This window comes from Vitiosangium sp. GDMCC 1.1324 (assembly GCF_003044305.1).
GTDB lineage: Bacteria > Myxococcota > Myxococcia > Myxococcales > Myxococcaceae > Archangium.
In genome coordinates this window covers 106723-123997 of sequence record NZ_PZOX01000006.1, presented here as the reverse complement: position 1 = coordinate 123997, position 17275 = coordinate 106723, and the positions used below count along the sequence as shown (strand labels likewise).

Below are 17275 nucleotides of genomic sequence, written 5' to 3'. Positions count from 1 at the left end.
GTCAGCGCCCCCTCTGGAACAGGCTCGACTGGGTGAGTGATTTGACGAAGGGCCGGATCTTCCGTCCCCCCTCGACGAAGCGCGCCACCTGGGCATCCAGGTAGCCCGCCTCCGTCGTTGGGTCGATGTCCCGTCCGAGCACCTGGGCATGGAGGTGCCGCACGACACACCGGTCGAAGGCGCCCGCCGCGACGATGAGCTTGGCGAAGCCGAGCGGGCCCACCGTCCCATCACTCACCTGTCCCAGCAGCGTCTGATCTGGCGGGAGGAAGTCCAGGAAGACCGCCTCGGGGTTCGCCTGTTCCTGCGCCGGGGTGATGGGCGTGAGCTTCGTGTCGGCCTGGTACCAGCGGTTCCAGTGACTGAACGGATCGCTCCCGTAGGGGTACTCGCCCCTGCGCCACGCCGCGGGCCAGTGCCACGCGGTGCCCACGCCAGGCATCAGGTAGTCCGCGCCGTAGCCCTCGGTGCCCGTGCCGCGCTTCGCGTAACGCTTGAAGTGGATCGCCGCGGGGTCGAGCCGCCGGTGGCAGTGCTGGCACGGCCCCTCGGACCCCGGATCCCTCCTGTACTCGTTGAACTTCTGTCCCAGGGGCGGGGCGAGCACCTCGCAGGCCAGCGTCTCCAGTGCACGGGCGCCTCGCACGCGCTCGCGCGGATAGCCGTTGAGGAAGCCCAGGCTGGTGAGCATGCCCGCGGCCGGAATCCCTCGGGACGGGCCGGTCTGGGTGCGGGGGTCGTAGTGGTAGTCGCGCTCGGCGAGGAAGAAGGGGTTGCGCGCGGGCATCTGGTACTCGCGCCAGGCGAGCGGATCTCCCTGCGTGTGGTCCGGGTCCACCGGCTCGCCGGAGAACCGCGATGGGCGCCACCAGCTGTCATCGGTGCGCAGGCTCGTCACGCCCCCCTTGAAGCCTTGCATCACATACGCGGCCTGGAGGTTGGTCGGTGCGACGGAGTAGCTGCCGAGGATGAGGTCCGTCGCGGGCCGGTCGTGCCACGCGATGTGGGCGAAGAGGCGGGCGGGTTCCTCGGACACGAGCCGTCGCTGTCCCTGCGCGCTGTAGGGCAGGTAGTTCTCAAAGCCCGTGTACGTCTGGAAGTCGGCGAAGCAGAGCGTGGCGTTGGGGCCGCAGCCGCAGGTGCCCGCCGGCCCCGAGGTCGTGCAGGAGACGGTCACGGGGTTGCCGTTGACATAGGCGGTGCCCGTTTCCGCGGTGCTGGCGGCGTAGCCCACCAGCGTCGCCGTCGTACCGGGCGCCCACCACGGCTCGAGGGTGAGCACATCGACGGGCGAGCCATCGGCCTTCGTGCCGTCGCACGCCGTCGTGTCACCCCGGTAGTACCTCCATGCGCCGGCCTTGGCCGTGCCCGCCGCGCACCTCGTGAGGGCCCGCTGCTGCTGCACCCCGTACTCCGGAGCATCGGCGGTGCTCGGCACGAGCGGGATGTTGAACCAGTCCCGGGCCTGCTCGAACATCGTCCGGTAGAAGACGGGCTGCCGCAGCGTCTCGTCCACGAAGGTGTCGACGAAGGCTCGCTGCGCGGCTTCGTTGCCCGCGGCCTCGAGCGCGGCGTACTCCTCATCCGTCGGTGGGGTGCCTCGCAGCGCGAGCGCCGCCCGCCGCAGCACACGGCTGGGGGAGAGGGTGTCTGGCCTTTCGCCTCCGTCCTCGCCCCCCGAGGCAACGGGGTCGGGACAGCCGGAGTCCGGCGTTTCCGTCGGATCCACGGGTGGGTCGCCAGGCCCGGCCCCTCCACCGGGGCAGCCCATCCAGACGATGACGGGCAGCACCCAGCAGAGAGTGCGCAACAGGCGCGTGGGCCCCAGCCAGGGCGCGGGGGGCTCCAGGCGGGCGCGAGGAAGAGTCGAGAGGCGCGAATTCATCCGCCGCGGGAAGGCAATGCCTGTGCCACGTGCACGGGACGTGTTCGCGCACCGCCGCTCCCTCGGGATGCCGTGGGGAGGCGCCGTACGGGAAACCCTGTCTGCTGGGGAGTCCACCCAACACAGTGGGGTCCGTGCCCCCCAGAGACACCCCCCAACGGCCAGCGCTGCCTGGTGGATCGTCCGTGTTCAGCGAGGAGGTGGCTCGTCCTTCCAGAGCGCGAACCCTCCCAGCAGCCCGGCGACGTTCTCGGTGATCTTCGCGTTCTTGGGCAGGGGAAGGTCGATGAGCTTGGAGTTGCCGCCGCCCAGGTAGATCTTCCGCGGGTTCCAGATGGGTTGGATCTGCTCCAGCACGTGCTGCACGCGCTTGTTCCACTTCTTCTTGCCAACCCTCGTCAGCGCGGCGCTGCCCACGTACTCCTCATAGGTCTTCCCGCCCCGGAACGGGTGGTGGGCGAGCTCCAGGTTGGGCACGTACTTGCCATCGACATACAGCGCGGTGCCCATGCCGGTGCCCAGGGTGAGGACCATCTCCACCCCGCGCCCGTCGATGACTCCGAAACCCTGCACGCCGGCATCATTGAGCACGCGGACCGGACGGTCCGTCTGCTTGGTCAGCGCCTGGGCGAGATGGAATCCCTCCCAGCTCTTGTGGAGGTTGTGGGCCGTCTTCGTCACCCCGTCCTCCACCACGCCCGGGAAGCCCACGGACACGCGCTCGAACGCTCCGAGCGGCTTGATGAGCTTCGCCAGCGCGCGCATCACCGCCCGGGGAGTGGCGGGCTTTGGGGTGTCGACGCGTTGGCGTTCGGTGAGGGGTTTCCCATCCGGACCGAGGACGAGCGCCTTGATGCCCGTCCCGCCAATGTCGATGGCCAACGTCCGGGGCCCGGGAGCGGCGGCCTCCCGAGGTGTCTTCTTGCGCGGGGACGGGCGTGGGGCAGCGGCTGCGCGGGGCATCCAGACCTCCAGCGGTGGAGCGTCAGTGTATGAGGCGCCGCTCGGACGGCAACGGGTCTGTTCGCTCGGGAGGCCGCGCCCGTATGCGAGCGGACATGTGCGATGGGACGGACGCTCCGGCGAGCGTGTCTACCAGGTGAAGCGCAGGGTGAACTCCATGCCCGACGCGCTCATGTGCTCGATGGAGGCGGACAGGGGTTGCTGGGAGTGCATCTGGATGCCACCCAGGAAGATGCCGCGCATCCACGAGGGCCCCAGCAACTCTCCCCGGAAGAAGATCCGGGCGGTGAGGGGGCCCAGCTTCTCGTATCTCCGCTGTCCATGCATGAACGCGGAGCGGACGGAGACCACCGACCACCGCAGCGACTCGTGCATCTCGCGGGGCACCCTCATCCACAGGGCCTTGCCGAGCGGGGAGTTGAAGAACCTGCGGATGATGAAGGTGCCGAGTTGTTCGAGACTCTCGCCGTAGGGGCTGCCGGTGCGCAGCTCGGCGGTGCTCGCCGCCGCGTCGCACAGGTGGAGCAGGTCCGCCACGGGATAGTTGAAGGAGCCCGGGCTCACGGCTTCCGGGACGAGGCTTCGGACCTCCTCGCTCACGCTGGCGCCAAACAGCTCGGAGACGCCGAGCAGGACGTCCTCGTAGTGCTGCCCGTGGGTGCGCGCTTCCGGGGCTGACAGCGCGACACGGCGTAACAGCGCGTCTCTCGTGTCCATGGCGCCCTCATTTTACTCAGGGCGTGGGTTCGGGCATCTGCCCCTGTTGAGTTGGCGACGAAGTGCCGATTCCTCCTAACCTGGAGGCGTGACCGAGCGAGATGGCAATCCGATGAACAAGCCGAGGCCCCCTCGGACGGAGTCTCCCGTCTCCGCGGCCAGGTCCCAGGCCGGAGCTCCGGTCCGCAACGCAGTCCGTACGGCCCGGAGTCCCGCTCCGGCTCCAGAGGGGAGTGAGTGGTTGGCGCGAGCCTGGGCCCGGCACCCGCTCGTGGCGATGGTGCGGCACCGGCCGCGCCTCACCTTCTTCCAGGGGCTCCACAGCATGATCCGGGCGGGGTTGGCTTTGCCCATCGCCTTCTCGGAGCTGTCTCGGGGAGCGGCGAGGGACCCCTTCCGCCGCGCCGTGGCCCAGGTGGGCGAGGCCGTGGCCGCGGGCTCCGGACTGGCCGAGGCGATGCGGCGGCAGCCGCGCTGGTTCGAGCCGCAGACGGTGGAGTTGCTGGGGGCGGCGGAGGCCACGGGGACGCTCGAGTCGGCCCTGGCGCGCATCGTCGAGCAGATGGAAGAGGCTCAGCGCATGCGCTGGCGCGCCGTCATGCTCTGCGCCTATCCGGGCTACCTGCTGGTTGCGTTCATCTTCGGCGGCTCCCTCCTGGACACCGCGGCGAGCCTCATGGCCTCTGGGAAGGCGGACGACATCCTCGGCGTGTTCGTCTCGCACTTCATCCACCACGTGTTGCAGGTGTCCTCCGCGGGACTGGCGCTCTTCCTGGCGCCCCTGGTGCTGGCGGTTCCGGCCATCGAGCCCCTTTGGGAGGGCTTTCGCATGCGCGTCCCTTTGCTGGGACGCGTGCACCGGGAGCTCCAGGCCAGCCGCTTCAGCCTCGTGCTGGGCGTGGCGCTCGGGGCGGGGCTGGAGGCGGGCAGGAGCCTGCAGATGGCACTCGAGGCCACGGGCAGCACGCTGCTCCGAGCCCGCGCCCACCTCGCGGTCCACCGCCTGCGCTCCGGCGCCAGCCTGACGGATGTGGTGGAGTGGCTCGACGTGTTCGATGGGGAGTCGCTCCAGCGCCTCTCCACGGGAGAGCGCACCGGAGAGCTGGAGCCGACCCTCGCCCAGCTGTCGCGGGAGCACTCGGACAGCGCGATGCGCTGGCTGCGGACGTTGATGTTCGTGGTCATCGCCCTGCTGTCGGTGTTCCTCTTCGCCACCAACATCGGCAAGGTGGTTCAGCTCCAGGGCGGCTACCAGCGCCAGCTGGGCGACCTGAGCGAGCAGCTGGAACGCGGGTAGGTCGGTACGGTGCCTGGCTGTCCGCCCCTCCTCCTGGGGCTGGCCAGCCGTGCTCCGGGAGAAAGAAATCCTTCGAGACCCCGGCCCCGCGAGTGGGGCGCTGCCTACCTTCCGTGGCGGGGCTACGCCCGTCTGGAGGGAAAAGCGATGTCCATCTGGAAGGAGTTCAAGGAGTTCATCTCCCAGGGCAACGTCATCGGTCTGGCCGTGGCCGTGGTGCTGGGCGGGGCATTCGGAATCGTCGTCGCCTCCTTCACCAACGACATCCTCATGCAGCTCATCGCCGCCATCGGGGGCAAGCCGGACTTCAGCAATCTGAGCTTCACCCTCAACGGCGCGGAGATTCGCTACGGCAACTTCCTCACCGCCGTGGTGAGCTTCCTGATCGTCGCTCTGGCCCTCTTCGTCGTGGTCAAGGGCATCAATCAGTTGCAGGGGCTGCGCCGCAAGAAGGAGGAGGCCGCCCAGAAGGCCCAGGCGCCCCAGGAGACCGAGGTGGAGCTGCTGCGTCAGATTCGCGATGCCCTGGCCCAGCGCCGCACCGTTTGAAGTCTCTCTTCAAGGAGTGGAATCAAGGGGTGCGGTTCACTTAGAGTGAAGGGCTTCTCCAACCAGAGTGAGGAGTCCTGATGAAGACGATGTCCTTGATTGCCGTGGTGTCCGCGCTGTCGATGGGTCTCGCGGGTTGTGGTGGCGGTGTGGAGGGTGAGCCGGCCGAGCGCGAGGTGACCGCGTCCGAGGGGCCCTGCTACGTGTGGTGTGACGACGGGCGCTCCATCGAAAACAACAACATCGGCAGCGTGTCGGCGTGCCAGTCGTACGCCTACAACTTCTGTTACCCCTACGGTGGCTCGGCGCGCTTCGGGTCGGAGCCCCAGGACACCTGGTAGGGCCACGCGCGGTGAGATGCTCCCTCCCGGTGTCGGTTCAGGTGACGACGCCGGGGATGGGGCCGCCGCGGGGCAGGGTGACGGTGAGGCGGGTGCGCGCGTCCTGGCTGCTGAGCGCGAGGTTCGCGCCACCGGCGTAGGCCAGGGCGAGCCGGCGCTCCACGGTAGGCAGGCCGCTGCTGCCCTCGCGAGGTCCCTTGGAGGCGCCGGGGTTCTCCAGGGTGAAGACGAGCGCGTCCTGCCGCGCCTGGACGGACAGGGAGATGAGCCCGCGGTGGCCGGCTGCGGGCCCATGCTTCACCGCGTTCTCCGCCAGCGGCAGCAGGACGAGCGGCGGCACGGGGAAGGACTCCAGGCCGGGAGCCACCTCGACGGAGAGCTGGAAGAGGTCCGGGTCGCGCAGCAGGTGCAGCTCGAAGAGGGTGCGCACCAGCTCCAGCTCTCGCTCCAGGGGCCAGGTGGCGGCGCGCACCCCGGCGAGCACGCTGCGCAGCATGGCGGACAGCCGCAGCACCGCGGCCTCGGCCACGGCCCCATCCGTCTGACACCACTCGGCGATGGCGTTGAGCGTGTTGAAGAGGAAGTGCGGGTCCAGGTGGCTGCGCAGGGCGAGCAGTTGGGCCTGCTCGGCCTCCAGCTCGAGCCGGGCGGCGCGGGCGCGCTCGTGCGCGAGGCTCTCCTCGAAGCCGATGTCCCGGCCCAGGCCCCAGCCGCCCACGAGGAAGAGGGCCGCGCAGACGGCGAGGCTGTACCGGTCGGTGAGGAAGGTGGGCCCCATGTCGAGCAGCTTGGGCACCACGACGCCCACGGACAGGACGACGCCCACGCCCACGGTGGCGTACAGCAGCAGGCGGACGCCGCCGTGGCTGAAGTCGAGGCCCTCGGGGAAGATGACGCGGTAGGACACCGGCGCCACGGCTACGCAGAGGGCACACAGGAGAATCCCCAGCGGTGCGGCCATCGGGTCGTAGCTGAAGCGGACCTGGGCGGCCACCAGCGGCAGGCTGATGAGGACGATGGGGAGCAGCCGCCTGGGCACGAAGAGCGCCTTGAGGGTGGCGCGGACGATGGAGCCTTCGTTCATGGCGGACGGGGAGGAAGCATACCACCCGGGCCGGGCCCAGGCGGTGGGGCTCACGAGCGGGCGGCTCGGGTCTCCGTGACGCCGAGCGCCAGTGCACCCAACAGGACGAGCGGGAAGAGGAGGACGGCCAGGGGGACGAGCAGGGCACGGCGGGGCGAGGCCATGGTGTGCTCCGGGGTGGTGGGGGTCATCCCCAGAGTGTCTCGTCCGCCTCTGACATGGGAGACCGGGTGGCCGAGCGGTCGCAAACCGTGGGTGAGCGGTCTCCGAGGCCCCTCGCTCAGCGCGCCAGCGTGTCCACCAGCGCGTTGGCGTTGCGGATGCAGTCGGTGACGCCCACGCCCTTGTAGGCGTTGCCGGTGAGGTACAGCCCGGGCCAGCGGGCCACGCCCGCGTCGATGGCCGACACCCGCTCCAGGTGGCCCACATTGTACTGGGGGATGCCCCGCTTCCAGTGGAAGACCTCGGTGAAGGAGGGCTCGGCCGAGACTCCGGCCAGCTCCCGTAGCTCCTCGCGGGCGAGTGTCACCAGCGCCGCGTCGTCCAGCTCCACCAGGTCCGGCCTCCTCGCCCCGCCTATCATGCACGTGAAGAGGATGCGTCCGCCCTCGGCACGCCAGGGGAAGGTCGACGAGGCGTAGATGACGCCCAGGACCCGCCGTCGCTCCACCGCGGGCACCAGGAAGCCGAAGCCGTCCGGAGGTGGCAGGGCGCCCGGTGCGAAGCCCAGGTGCACGACCGCGACGGGGGCGTAGGGGATGCCCTCCACCTGCGTGGCGAGCTTCTCGTCCAGGGGCCGCAGCAGCTCCGCCGCCGCGTACGCCGGCACCGCCAGCACCACCTGGTCCGCGGCGAGCTCCGCCTGCTGCCCGCGCTCCTCCACCGCGAGCTTCCAGCCGTTCCCCTCGCGCCGCAGCCCCACCACCCGGGCCCCCGTGCGCGCCGCCGGTCCGAGCGCCTGGGCCAGGGCGTCCACCAGCACCTGGAGGCCTCCATCGAACGAGGAGACCGCTCCCGAGGTCCTGGGCGTGCCCTCGCCAGGCGGAGGAGCCTTGCGAGCCGCCGCCTGCGTGCGCGCCATGCCGAGCACGAGGCTGCAGTGCTGCTTCTCCAGCTCCAGCACCTTGGGGAAGGCGGCGCCCACGCTCAGCGCCTCCACGTCGCCCGCGTAGATGCCCGTCTGCATCGCATCCACCAGCACCGACGTCGCCGTGCGCCCCACGTGCCGCCGCCCGAAGTCCGCCAGCGACTCGTCCCGCTCGGGTGCGCGCCGGGTGAGGGGCTCGCCCATCATCCGCAGCTTCGCCCCCAGCGGCACCACGTCCGACTTCAGGAAGGCCGGGGGCGACATGGGCAACTGCCGCAGCCTGCCCCGCGTGTAGACGTAGCGCCGCTTCGCCGCGGGGTCCGCCGCTCGGATGCGGCCCTCGATGCCCAGGCTCGCCGCGAGCTGGCGCAGCGTGGGCTCGCGGTCCACGAAGCTGTTGGGCCCCGCCTCGGTGAGGAAACCGTCCCGGCTGTGCGTCTGGATGTAGCCCCCGAACCTCGGGCCCGCCTCCAGCAGCGTCACCCCGGTTCCCCGCGAGCGCAGTCCATGCGCCAGCGCCAGACCGCTGATTCCGCCTCCAATGATTACGACGCTCATGCTTGGTTCCACTCCCGGTGCAATCCGGGTTTCCTCCGCCTGTTACTCCCGGTCAAGTGCCGCGGAGCGTCATGTCTTTCCGTGTGGAGGCCGCGTTTAATGGAGGCCATGCGCTATGCCATCACTGGTGCCAGCCGGGGTCTGGGTCTCGAGTTCGTTCGTCAGCTGCTCAACCGGGGTGACTCCATCGATGCCGGAGTCCGCTCACCTGCCGAGGCCCAGCAGCTCCAGGGTCTCGTCCGGGAGGCGGGAGGCCGGCTCCGGGTGCACGGGCTGAACGTCTCCGACCCGAAGAGTGTGGACGCCTTCGCCGCCGCCGTGGAGCAGGGCGAGCCCCTGGACGTGCTCATCAACAACGCGGGTGTCTACGGGAAGGACGGGACGCTGACCGGGCTCGACTACGCGTCGATGGCCGACACCTTCGCCGTCAACACGCTGGGACCCCTGCGCCTCACCGCCGCGCTGCTGCCAGCCCTGCGGCGCGGCTCGGCGCGGCGCATCATCCACATCTCCTCGCAGATGGGCTCCATCGGCGAAAACGGCATGGGAGGCTCCTACGGCTACCGCATCTCCAAGGCGGCCATGAACATGGCCATGCGCAACATGCACCTGGAGCTGCGCGCCGAGGGCTTCGTCACCATCTCCCTGCACCCGGGCTGGGTGCAGACGGACATGGGCGGCCCGCAGGCGCCGCTGCGCCCCGAGGAGTCCGTGCGCGGGATGATCAACGTCATCGACCGGCTCAAGGCGGAGGATGGCGGGCGCTTCTTCAGCCACGAGGGCCAGGAGCTGCCCTGGTAGTCTGAGGTCATCCCACCTCGTCCCACTGTAGAGGTAGGGGGCCGCTAGCGAGTGCCAGGCCTCGGGGGCGGTACGGCGGCCCGCCCGCTGCCCGGCCAGCCGGGGCGACAACCGGCACGAGGCGCGCTACATGAGAGCCATGCGCCCCCTGTTCGCGGACCCGAAAACCGACTTCGTCTTCAAGAAGCTCTTCGGTACCGAGGAGCACAAGCCCCTGTTGATGGCCCTGCTCAATGGCCTGCTGGAGCTGGACGAGGCGCATCGCGTGGTGGAGGTGGAGCTGCTCTCGCCCGAGCAGCGGCCCGTCGTGCAGGAGCTCAGGAGCTCCATCGTCGACGTGAAGTGCGTGGACGCACGCGGCACCCGCTACGTCGTGGAGATGCAGGTGCTCAACGTCGAGGGCTTCGAGAAGCGCGTGGTGTACAACGTGGCCAAGGCCTACACCACCCAGCTTCAGCGGGGGCAGCACTACCCGGACCTGGATGACGTGATTGGCGTGACCATCTGCGACTTCGAGCTGTGGCCCCGGCCCGAGTCGCCCCACGTGCCCATGCTCAGCCGCTGGTGCATGCAGGAGCAGCACAGCGGGGCGCGTGGCCTGGGGCAGCTGCAGTTCATCTTCCTCGAGCTGCCCAAGTATGACACCACCCGGCCTCCGCGCACGCCCGTGGAAAAGTGGGCCTACTTCTTCCGGGAGGCGGACAACCTGGAGATGGTGCCGGAGGTGCTGGCCGAGCGGCCGTTCGTGGACGCGCTGGAGGCGGCGCGTGCCGCGGGCTTCACCGAGGAAGAGTGGGACGCCTACATCCGCGCGGGCATGGCCATCCAGGATGAGCGTGGCGCCCTGTCCCTCGCGACCAGGGAGGGCGAGCAGCGAGGACTGCAGCAAGGACTGCGGCGGGGACGGCAGGAGGGGAGACAGGAGGGACGGCAGGAGGGGAGACAGGAGGGGAGACAGGAGGGGAGACAGGAGGGCCTGAGGGCCATGCGCGCCGCGCTGGACGAGTTGCTGCGGCAGCGTGGGTTGACGCCGGGCCCCCAGGAGCGGGCCCGTCTGGAGGGGTGTGAGGACCTGGGGACGCTTCAGCGCTGGCTCGTCCAGGCCCTCACCGCCGCGAGCCTCACCGAGGCCCTGCGCTAGGCGCCCCCCCGGAGCGGGTCGGCTCACGGGTAGAGGGCTTGCGTCTTCCAGCCGTTGCCCTCGCGCAGGTAGACGAGCCGGTCGTGGAGCCGGCTCGGACGCGCGTGCCAGAACTCGATGCGGTCGGGCACCACCCGCAGGCCCGACCAGTGCGGGGGCCGGGGAATCGTCTTTCCCTCGTACTCGCGCGTGAGCTCCGCCACGCGCTTCTCGAGCATCTCGCGCGACGGCAACGGCTGGCTCTGCTGGCTCGCCCACGCACCCACCTGGCTGCCGCGAGCCCGGCTCTGGAAATACGCGTCCGCCTCCGCGTCCGACACCCGCTCCACTCGTCCCTCCACCCGGACCTGGCGCTCCAACGGCTGCCAGAAGAAGCAGAGCGACGCCCACGGGTGGCCCAGCAACTCCCGCCCCTTGCGGCTCTCCAGGTTGGTGTAGAAGACGAAGCCCCGCGCGTCGAAGTCCTTCAACAGCACCACGCGCGTGGACGGCCTGCCATCGGGCCCCACCGACGCCACCACCATGGCGTTGGGGTCGACGGGAATGACGCGCTTCGCCTCCTCGTAGAGGGCCGCGAAGCGTTCGAAGGGATCCTTGGGTATCTCCACGCCCCCACCATACCAACCCGTTCCCGGAGTGCGAGCCGCGCGTTGGGGTTGACTCGTCCGCCCCACACGGCATCGTCTCATTCCATGAAGATTCTCTTTGTGTCCTCCGAAGTCGCGCCCTACTCCAAGACGGGCGGACTCGGGGACGTGGCCGGCTCCCTGCCCGCGGAGCTCGCGGCGCTCGGTCACGAGGTGAAGGTCATCACCCCCCGCTACGCGTCCATCAAGACCGAGCGCCTCACCCCCACCGGCCACCACTTGGAGCTGCGCTTCCCCTTCGGCACCGTGCGCGGACCCATCCTCTCCCTGCACCAGGCGCCCCGCCTGGACATCCTCTTCCTGGAGAACGAGCACTTCTACGGCCGCGGCGGCATCTACGGGGACGCGTGGGGCGAGTTCGGCGACAACCACCGGCGCTTCGCCTATCTCTCCATGGGCGCGCTCCAGGCCGCCCAGCGCCTGGGGTTCACCCCGGACATCATCCACGTCAACGACTGGCAGACGGGGCTGGTGCCGGTGGCGCTCCAGCGCGGCTACCAGGGGACGTCCCTGGCCCGGGCCCGGAGCGTGCTCACCATCCACAACCTGGCCTACCAGGGGCAGTTCGGCAAACACGTGATGGAGGACCTGGGGTTGCCCTGGGAGCTCTTCACCGCCGAGCAGGGGCTCGAGTTCTACGACACCGTCAACTTCCTCAAGGGGGGCATCCAGTTCGCCGACGCCCTCACCACCGTGTCGCCCACCTACGCCAAGGAGATTCAACAGCCGGAGGGAGGCGCCAGCCTGGACGGGCTGCTGCGACGGCGTCAGGGCATGCTCACCGGCATCCTCAACGGCATCGACGTGGGGGAGTGGAACCCGGAGACGGACTCGTACCTCCCGGCGCGCTACGGGGCGAACGACCTGGTGGGGAAGGCCGCCTGCCGACGCGAGCTGCTCCGCCGCTTCGGGCTGCGGCCGGACACCGAGGCCCCGGTGTTCGGCATCGTCTCGAGGCTGGCCTGGCAGAAGGGGGTGGATCTGCTCCTGGAGGTGCTGCCCCAGGCCCTCCACTCGGACATCCGCTTCGTCGCGGTGGGCAGCGGCGAGGGCCGCTACGAGGAAGGGTTGAGCGCCCTCCAGCGGCAGTTCCCCGAGCAGGTGGGGACCTTCGTCGGCTTCGACCAGGGGCTGTCCCACCTGGTGGAAGCGGGGGCGGACTTCTTCATCATGCCCAGCCGGTACGAGCCGTGTGGCCTCAACCAGATGTACTCGCTGCGCTACGGCACCGTGCCCATCGTCCGGGCCACGGGGGGCCTGGTCGACACGGTGGAGGGCGGGCTGGACGGGGATGGCCTCCTCTTCGAGGCCTTCCACCCCTCGGCGCTGCTGGCGGCCCTGCGGCGGGCGCAAGCCCTCTATGCCGAGCCGGAGCGGTTGCGGGCCTTCCGGCGCCGGGGCATGTCCCGGGACTTCTCCTGGGCCGCCTCGGCACGCAAGTACGAGCGCCTCTTCGCTTCCCTGCTGACGGAATAGTGGGGCTTCAATAAAAACCAGGGTAGGCTGAGGGAGTGTCGCAGCAAGCAGCGGACCTGGGTGGGTACGAGGTCGTCGGCCGACTCGCAGTAGGCGGGATGGCCGAGGTGTACCAGGTACGGGCAAAGTCCTCGACGCAGCGCTCGCCGGGAGAACCGGACGAGGTGGTGCTCAAGCGGCTTCTGCCCACGTATCGCAACGATGGCGCCTACGTGAAGGCCTTCGTCGACGAGGCGAAGCTCACGGTGCGCCTGCGCCATCCGAACATCGTGCGCACCTTCCGCCTCTTCAAGGCGGGGCCAGACTACCTGATGGTGCAGGAACTGGTGCCGGGCCGGACGCTGGGCTTCATGCAGGAACTGCTGGTGAAGGCGGGCGCCGCGATGCCGCCGGAGGCCGCCTGCTACATCGCCTGGTGCCTGCTCAAGGGGCTGGATTACATCCACCGCGCGAAGGTGGGCGAGGGCGGTGGCACCATCGTCCACCGCGACGTCAACCCCGCCAACATCCTGCTGAGCGTGGCCGGGGAGGTGAAGCTCACCGACTTCGGCGTGGCGGATGTGGAGGGGGTGATGCGGGGCGACGCGGGAGCGCTGCGCGGCACGCTGCCCTACATGAGCCCGGAGCAGGTGCTGGGCCAGATGGTGGACGCGCGCAGCGACCTGTACTCGGTGGGCGTCATCCTCTGGGAGCTGCTGGCCAACCGGCGCCTGTATACGGCGGACAACGAGGCGGAGCTGATGCACCGGGTGAGGGATGCGCGGGCGCCGCTGCTGTCCATGCTCCAGGCGGAGCTGCCGGACTACGCGGTGCAGGTGGTGCGCAAGGCCCTCTTCGCGGACAAGGCGCGGCGCTTCCAGACGGCCGCGGAGTTCATCCGCGCCCTGGAGGTGCTGGCACGCCGGGCCGGGTGGCCGCTCTCGGTGGAGGCGCTCAAGCCACTCCTGGGGGGCTGATGCACCGGCTCGCGTGGTTGCTGCTGCTGCCGTGGGTGTCGGGGTGCGCCGGGGTGACGTTGCGCCCGCATGCCATGGACAAGGCCGTGCGGGTGGAGGAGGTGGGCCTGGCCTTCACGCCGGAGGGCTCCGGCCAGCTCACGCTGCGCCTGGACGTGGAGAACCCCACCTTCTGGGACGCGGAGGTGACGGGGGTGGACTTCGAGCTGCGCATGGACGGGCGGCGTTATGCGGTGGGCACGCGCGGGGTGCGTGAGCCCCTGGCCGCGGACGAGCGGCGTCCCCTGACCGTGTCCTTCCCGTTGCAGTCCGAACCCGCGGGGTCCGGCGTGGAGCCGCGCACCTGGCGGGTGGAGGTGAGCGGCGGAGTGGCGCTGACTTTTGGGGAGACGGTGCGCCTGCTGCCCTTCCGCGCCGAGCGCACCCTGAGGCTCGCGTACTTCCGGCCCGTGGTGCCCGCGCCGGAGTGAGGCTCAGACCTTGAGCTCCTGGGTCGCGGGCTCCTTGGTGGGCGTGGGCTCCTTGGTGGGCGCCTTGAGCTTCGTCATCCGCACGCGGTCGATGCGCGCGCCCTCCTTGGCGTGCACGGTGAAGACCCAGCCGTTGTAGGTGAAGCGCTCGCCCACGTCCGGCAGGTGGCCGGCCAGCGAGGACAGGAAGCCGCCCAGCGTGTCGTAGTCGCCGTCCGGCAGCGCGAAGCCGAACGTCTGCTTGAAGCGCTCCACGTCCATGGCCGCGTCCACCAGCACGCTGCCGTCGGGCTGCTTCTCCACCAGCTTCTCCTCCACCTCGAACTCGTCGCCGATGTCGCCGACGATCTCCCGGAGGATGTCCTCCAACGTCACAATCCCCATGAAGCCGCCGTACTCGTCCACGACGATGGCCATGTGGATCTTCTGCCGCTGCATCTCGCGCAGCAGATCTCCAATCGGCTTCAGCCACGGCACGAAGTGGGCCGGACGGATGGTGTCCTGCAGGACGATGAGCTCGGGGTGCTGGAGCAGCGGAATCAAGTCCCGCGCGTGGAGCACGCCGAGGATGTGGTCCACGTCGTCCCGGTACACGGGGATGCGCGAGTGGTTCTCCTCGGCCAGCAGGCGCAGCACCTCGTCGGGCGGGGTGGAGATGTCCACGCACACCACCTCGGTTCGCGGCACCATCACGTCGCGGCAGCGCTTGTCCGACAGCTCGAAGATGGAGCGGATGAGCTGGGGCGCGCTCTGGTCCACCTCCGACTTGGCCGCCTGGGCGGCGAGCAGCTTCTCCAACTCCTCGAGCGGAGGGGGCGGGGGCTCGAAGCGCAGGGTGCGGCCGAAGCCGCGGGCCACGAGGTTGATGGGACCCATGAGCAGGCGCATGGGCGGATAGAAGAGGACGGTGAGCAGCGAGACGAGCCAGGCCAGGCGCAGGGCCCACCGCTCGGGGCCGGCATTGGCCAGGCCGCGCATCGTCACCTCGACGAGCGTGGCGAGCAGGCCCACCAGCAGGGAGCCCGCGAGCACGGTGGCCAGGTTCAGCCAGGGGGCCTCGCCCAGGCGGGTGAAGTCGAGCAGCTGCGGCGGCACGAAGGCCCCGATGGCGGCGGCGAGGAAGCCGCTGAGCACCATGCCCACGCGCAGAGCGGTGGCGGTGGCCTCGCGCTCGGTCTTGTGCCGCAGCACGCGGCCGCCGGCGCCAGGGTGGGACTTCGCCAGTTCCTGCGCTCGCAGGTCGGAGGTCCCATAGAGAGCGGACTCGGCGGCGGCGATGAAGCCCCGGAGGACGACGAGCGCCAGGCAGGCGGTCCAGAGGACCCAGGTAGGCATAGGGTTTCTCTACATACCCCGTGGTAAGAGGACTCGCACACTTTCCGAGAGGATATGGATGCGGATGCGTCCACCAGTGAGCCGCTTCTTCTCCCCGATGGGGGTCTTCCCATGGCTCGCCCCGTTGGCCGCCCTCCTGCTGGCGCTGCTGCCCCCCCGGGCCAGTGCCTGGCCGGTGGACCTGTGGGTGCCCCTGGAGGTGGGCAAGGAGCGCTTCCACAAGCTGAGCGTGGTGGACTGGGTGGAGGTGGAGGACCCGTCCATCGCCACGGCGGAGGTGCTCGAGGGGAGCAATGAGTTGCTGCTCACGGGGGTGAAGCCGGGGCGCACGCTGCTGCTGCTGTACGCGGAGGGGAAGTTCGCGGTGTGGCGGCTGGTGGTGGGTGCGCCGGGACGGCTTCCCGAGCCCGAGCCCTCCAAGGAACAGCTGGCCGCGGCGCGCAAGGCCTGCCCGGGGCTGAAGGCCTCCGAGGGCTCCGAGCGCTCCCTGACGGCGGAGGTGAAGGACGCGCGCTGCCGCGAGGCCCTGCGCACGTTGCTGAAGACGGACGCGTACCTCGCGCGAGAGCTGGAGCTGACCTTCGAACTGCCCCTGTTGCAGGAGCAGCTCGCGGTCCTGGCGCCCACGCTGAAGGGCCTGGGCCTCAGCGCGAGCTTCCACGGGGCGGGGGTGGTGCTCGAGGGCACCACCACGCCGGAGGGCCATCGCCGGGCGCTGTGGGAGCTGTTCCGCCAGTCCGTGGGGCGCGTACCGCTGGAGGACCGCGTCACCGTGCAGCGGCCGGAACCGCCCGACGCGGGCACCTCCGCCGACGCCGGCCGCTGAGCAGGGCCGGGCCGCCTACAGCTTCACGTGCGTGTCCAGGTTCTTGTGCACGCCCCGGAGCTCGATGCGGTGGCACGGTAGGTCCCCGCGCACGGCGCCTCCCGTCCGCTCCACCCGCAGGAACTGCTGGGCCGGCTTCTCGGACTTGAGCACGTTGCTGAACTTCGGGCGGCCGCCGTTCTCCGCCTGGTAGTAGAGGCCGTGATCGAACTCCGCCTCCCCGTGGATCTTCCCGTCATGCACATGCACCGTGGGGAAGAAGAGCTGCTCCGGGTCCCGGGTGGGGAACGAGAAGGCCATCGGGTGGACCTGGAGGGCCTTTCCGGCGCGCAGCTTGAACACCACGAAGCCGAAGTCCTGATAGCGCCCCAGGCGGGTCCACGTCTCGGTGGGCAGCCGGAAGCGTGGATCCAACCGCTCGAAGTCCGCGAGCCCCGGGACGAAGGACGCCTCGAAGGCTCCCACGGTCTGGACCTCGAGCGCCGGCCCGCGCGAGCGCGTGGGGACGGCGTTCCGGGTGAGGCGGGTGGCCACCGGGAAGCCCGCGCGCATGTCCTGGAAGAAGTCCTTGTACTCATCGAGCGCGATGAACCGCACCGCGTCCTCGCGGGCGCCGGGCGCCACGGGGATGGGCAGCGTCATCGCGGTGTCCTCGGAGGACGTCATCCGCATGTCGTAGATGAGGTACTGCCGCGCGCCGTCCATGCGCGCGAAGATGCTCGTGTCCGATACGTGCTCGACGGCACGGGTGAAGATGCACATGGGGTGGTCCTTGGGGTGGCGAGGGCGGCCCGTCACACCGCGTGACCGGGGCATGACGGGCCGGGAGCGGCTCGGGTGCTGCTCTTCCCTACGGCGTCAGCGCTTGTACTTGTCGTCGTAGTTCTTCTGCAGCTTGTCCGCCGAAGCCTTGGAGGCCTGCGCGTCCTTGCGGGCCTGCTCGAGCTCGCGCTCATTCTCCATGTACTGCTTGGAGTCCTTGACGTGACCACCGCGCTCGATCTGCTCCTTCTTGGCCTCGAGCTCCCGGACGCGCCGCTGGTCCTCCGCGTGCTGCGCCCGTGCCTGTCCGGCCATGTTGCGATCGTGCTCCTGGCTCATCTGTGTCCCCCTGTCGTGATGCTGCATTCGTACAGCGGGTG

19 protein-coding genes are annotated in these 17275 nt (G+C 69.9%); 9 read left to right on the top strand and 10 right to left on the bottom strand.

All coding sequences use genetic code 11. The features are described 5' to 3' along the window. Window position 1: 1 nt before the first annotated feature. The 3 genes from DAT35_RS19445 to DAT35_RS19435 form a co-directional block, all read right to left on the bottom strand. Window positions 2-1729 (bottom strand): hypothetical protein, encoded by a 1728-nt coding sequence (locus DAT35_RS19445; RefSeq protein ID WP_233261576.1) that lies wholly within the window; start codon window positions 1727-1729, stop codon window positions 2-4. A gap of 345 nt (window positions 1730-2074) precedes the next feature. Next, window positions 2075-2848, bottom strand: coding sequence for an ROK family protein (locus DAT35_RS19440; protein WP_108068560.1), 774 nt, complete (start codon window positions 2846-2848; stop codon window positions 2075-2077). A 129-nt stretch (window positions 2849-2977) separates the two neighbouring features. Beyond that, a complete protein-coding gene (locus DAT35_RS19435; RefSeq protein ID WP_108068559.1) occupies window positions 2978-3565 on the bottom strand; it encodes a DUF2378 family protein in 588 nt (195 codons plus the stop codon). Window positions 3566-3806: 241 nt separating this feature from the next. Here DAT35_RS19435 and DAT35_RS19430 point away from each other — a divergent pair, with 241 nt between their 5' ends. From DAT35_RS19430 to DAT35_RS19420, 3 genes are all read left to right on the top strand, one after another. Further along, window positions 3807-4862: a type II secretion system F family protein gene (locus DAT35_RS19430; protein ID WP_158501786.1), complete on the top strand. Its 1056-nt coding sequence runs from the start codon at window positions 3807-3809 to the stop codon at window positions 4860-4862. A gap of 147 nt (window positions 4863-5009) precedes the next feature. Further along, entirely contained in the window at window positions 5010-5411 is a 402-nt protein-coding gene (gene mscL, locus DAT35_RS19425) for a large conductance mechanosensitive channel protein MscL (RefSeq protein WP_108068557.1), read from the top strand. A gap of 80 nt (window positions 5412-5491) precedes the next feature. Then, window positions 5492-5752, top strand: coding sequence for a hypothetical protein (locus DAT35_RS19420; protein ID WP_108068556.1), 261 nt, complete (start codon window positions 5492-5494; stop codon window positions 5750-5752). Window positions 5753-5789: 37 nt separating this feature from the next. On the opposite strand, the gene DAT35_RS19415 is transcribed toward DAT35_RS19420, so the two are convergent. From DAT35_RS19415 to hemG, 3 genes are all read right to left on the bottom strand, one after another. Further along, the gene (locus DAT35_RS19415) at window positions 5790-6836 is read right to left on the bottom strand and encodes a sensor histidine kinase (RefSeq protein ID WP_108068555.1); all 1047 of its coding nucleotides are present in this window, start codon (window positions 6834-6836) and stop codon (window positions 5790-5792) included. A 50-nt stretch (window positions 6837-6886) separates the two neighbouring features. Continuing rightward, on the bottom strand, window positions 6887-7027 hold the full coding sequence (locus DAT35_RS59015) for a hypothetical protein (RefSeq protein ID WP_158501785.1): 141 nt from the start codon (window positions 7025-7027) through the stop codon (window positions 6887-6889). Window positions 7028-7116: 89 nt separating this feature from the next. Beyond that, complete coding sequence (gene hemG / locus DAT35_RS19410; RefSeq protein WP_108068554.1) at window positions 7117-8481, bottom strand: protoporphyrinogen oxidase; 1365 nt, start codon at window positions 8479-8481, stop codon at window positions 7117-7119. A 108-nt stretch (window positions 8482-8589) separates the two neighbouring features. On the opposite strand from hemG, the gene DAT35_RS19405 reads away from it, so the two are divergent. After that, complete coding sequence (locus DAT35_RS19405) at window positions 8590-9282, top strand: SDR family oxidoreductase (RefSeq protein ID WP_108068893.1); 693 nt, start codon at window positions 8590-8592, stop codon at window positions 9280-9282. A gap of 130 nt (window positions 9283-9412) precedes the next feature. Beyond that, window positions 9413-10423, top strand: a complete 1011-nt coding sequence (locus DAT35_RS19400; protein ID WP_108068553.1) for an Rpn family recombination-promoting nuclease/putative transposase — start codon at window positions 9413-9415, stop codon at window positions 10421-10423. 23 nt (window positions 10424-10446) lie between these two features. On the opposite strand, the gene pdxH is transcribed toward DAT35_RS19400, so the two are convergent. After that, window positions 10447-11031: a pyridoxamine 5'-phosphate oxidase gene (gene pdxH / locus DAT35_RS19395; RefSeq protein WP_233261575.1), complete on the bottom strand. Its 585-nt coding sequence runs from the start codon at window positions 11029-11031 to the stop codon at window positions 10447-10449. Between the two features lie 84 nt (window positions 11032-11115). On the opposite strand from pdxH, the gene glgA reads away from it, so the two are divergent. From glgA to DAT35_RS19380, 3 genes are read left to right on the top strand one after another with little or no spacing between them, the layout of a single operon-like run. Continuing rightward, entirely contained in the window at window positions 11116-12546 is a 1431-nt protein-coding gene (gene glgA, locus DAT35_RS19390; RefSeq protein ID WP_108068551.1) for a glycogen synthase GlgA, read from the top strand. 35 nt (window positions 12547-12581) lie between these two features. Beyond that, window positions 12582-13502, top strand: coding sequence for a serine/threonine-protein kinase (locus tag DAT35_RS19385; protein ID WP_233261574.1), 921 nt, complete (start codon window positions 12582-12584; stop codon window positions 13500-13502). Continuing rightward, entirely contained in the window at window positions 13502-13972 is a 471-nt protein-coding gene (locus tag DAT35_RS19380; protein ID WP_108068549.1) for a hypothetical protein, read from the top strand. The genes DAT35_RS19385 and DAT35_RS19380 overlap by 1 nt, the downstream gene beginning before the upstream one ends. Window positions 13973-13975: 3 nt before the next feature. Here DAT35_RS19380 and DAT35_RS19375 read toward each other — a convergent pair whose 3' ends face one another. Beyond that, window positions 13976-15307 carry a hemolysin family protein gene (locus DAT35_RS19375; RefSeq protein ID WP_108068548.1) on the bottom strand — a complete coding sequence of 444 codons (1332 nt, stop codon included), beginning with the start codon at window positions 15305-15307 and terminating at the stop codon, window positions 13976-13978. 64 nt (window positions 15308-15371) lie between these two features. On the opposite strand from DAT35_RS19375, the gene DAT35_RS19370 reads away from it, so the two are divergent. Further along, window positions 15372-16133 carry a pilus assembly protein N-terminal domain-containing protein gene (locus DAT35_RS19370; RefSeq protein ID WP_233261573.1) on the top strand — a complete coding sequence of 254 codons (762 nt, stop codon included), beginning with the start codon at window positions 15372-15374 and terminating at the stop codon, window positions 16131-16133. 15 nt (window positions 16134-16148) lie between these two features. Here DAT35_RS19370 and DAT35_RS58210 read toward each other — a convergent pair whose 3' ends face one another. Then, a complete protein-coding gene (locus DAT35_RS58210) occupies window positions 16149-16895 on the bottom strand; it encodes a hypothetical protein (RefSeq protein WP_158501784.1) in 747 nt (248 codons plus the stop codon). Window positions 16896-16991: 96 nt separating this feature from the next. Beyond that, window positions 16992-17234: a hypothetical protein gene (locus tag DAT35_RS19360; protein ID WP_108068546.1), complete on the bottom strand. Its 243-nt coding sequence runs from the start codon at window positions 17232-17234 to the stop codon at window positions 16992-16994. Window positions 17235-17275: the final 41 nt, after the last annotated feature.

Coding starts and splice junctions, on each gene's coding strand:
- DAT35_RS19440 (WP_108068560.1), bottom strand. CDS start 2,848: ATGCCCCGCGCAGCCGCTGCCCCACGCCCGTCCCCGCGCAAGAAGACA.
- DAT35_RS19435 (WP_108068559.1), bottom strand. CDS start 3,565: ATGGACACGAGAGACGCGCTGTTACGCCGTGTCGCGCTGTCAGCCCCG.
- mscL (WP_108068557.1), top strand. CDS start 5,010: ATGTCCATCTGGAAGGAGTTCAAGGAGTTCATCTCCCAGGGCAACGTC.
- DAT35_RS19420 (WP_108068556.1), top strand. CDS start 5,492: ATGAAGACGATGTCCTTGATTGCCGTGGTGTCCGCGCTGTCGATGGGT.
- DAT35_RS19415 (WP_108068555.1), bottom strand. CDS start 6,836: ATGAACGAAGGCTCCATCGTCCGCGCCACCCTCAAGGCGCTCTTCGTG.
- DAT35_RS59015 (WP_158501785.1), bottom strand. CDS start 7,027: ATGACCCCCACCACCCCGGAGCACACCATGGCCTCGCCCCGCCGTGCC.
- hemG (WP_108068554.1), bottom strand. CDS start 8,481: ATGAGCGTCGTAATCATTGGAGGCGGAATCAGCGGTCTGGCGCTGGCG.
- DAT35_RS19405 (WP_108068893.1), top strand. CDS start 8,590: ATGCGCTATGCCATCACTGGTGCCAGCCGGGGTCTGGGTCTCGAGTTC.
- DAT35_RS19400 (WP_108068553.1), top strand. CDS start 9,413: ATGAGAGCCATGCGCCCCCTGTTCGCGGACCCGAAAACCGACTTCGTC.
- glgA (WP_108068551.1), top strand. CDS start 11,116: ATGAAGATTCTCTTTGTGTCCTCCGAAGTCGCGCCCTACTCCAAGACG.
- DAT35_RS19380 (WP_108068549.1), top strand. CDS start 13,502: ATGCACCGGCTCGCGTGGTTGCTGCTGCTGCCGTGGGTGTCGGGGTGC.
- DAT35_RS19375 (WP_108068548.1), bottom strand. CDS start 15,307: ATGCCTACCTGGGTCCTCTGGACCGCCTGCCTGGCGCTCGTCGTCCTC.
- DAT35_RS19370 (WP_233261573.1), top strand. CDS start 15,372: ATGCGTCCACCAGTGAGCCGCTTCTTCTCCCCGATGGGGGTCTTCCCA.
- DAT35_RS58210 (WP_158501784.1), bottom strand. CDS start 16,895: ATGTGCATCTTCACCCGTGCCGTCGAGCACGTATCGGACACGAGCATC.
- DAT35_RS19360 (WP_108068546.1), bottom strand. CDS start 17,234: ATGAGCCAGGAGCACGATCGCAACATGGCCGGACAGGCACGGGCGCAG.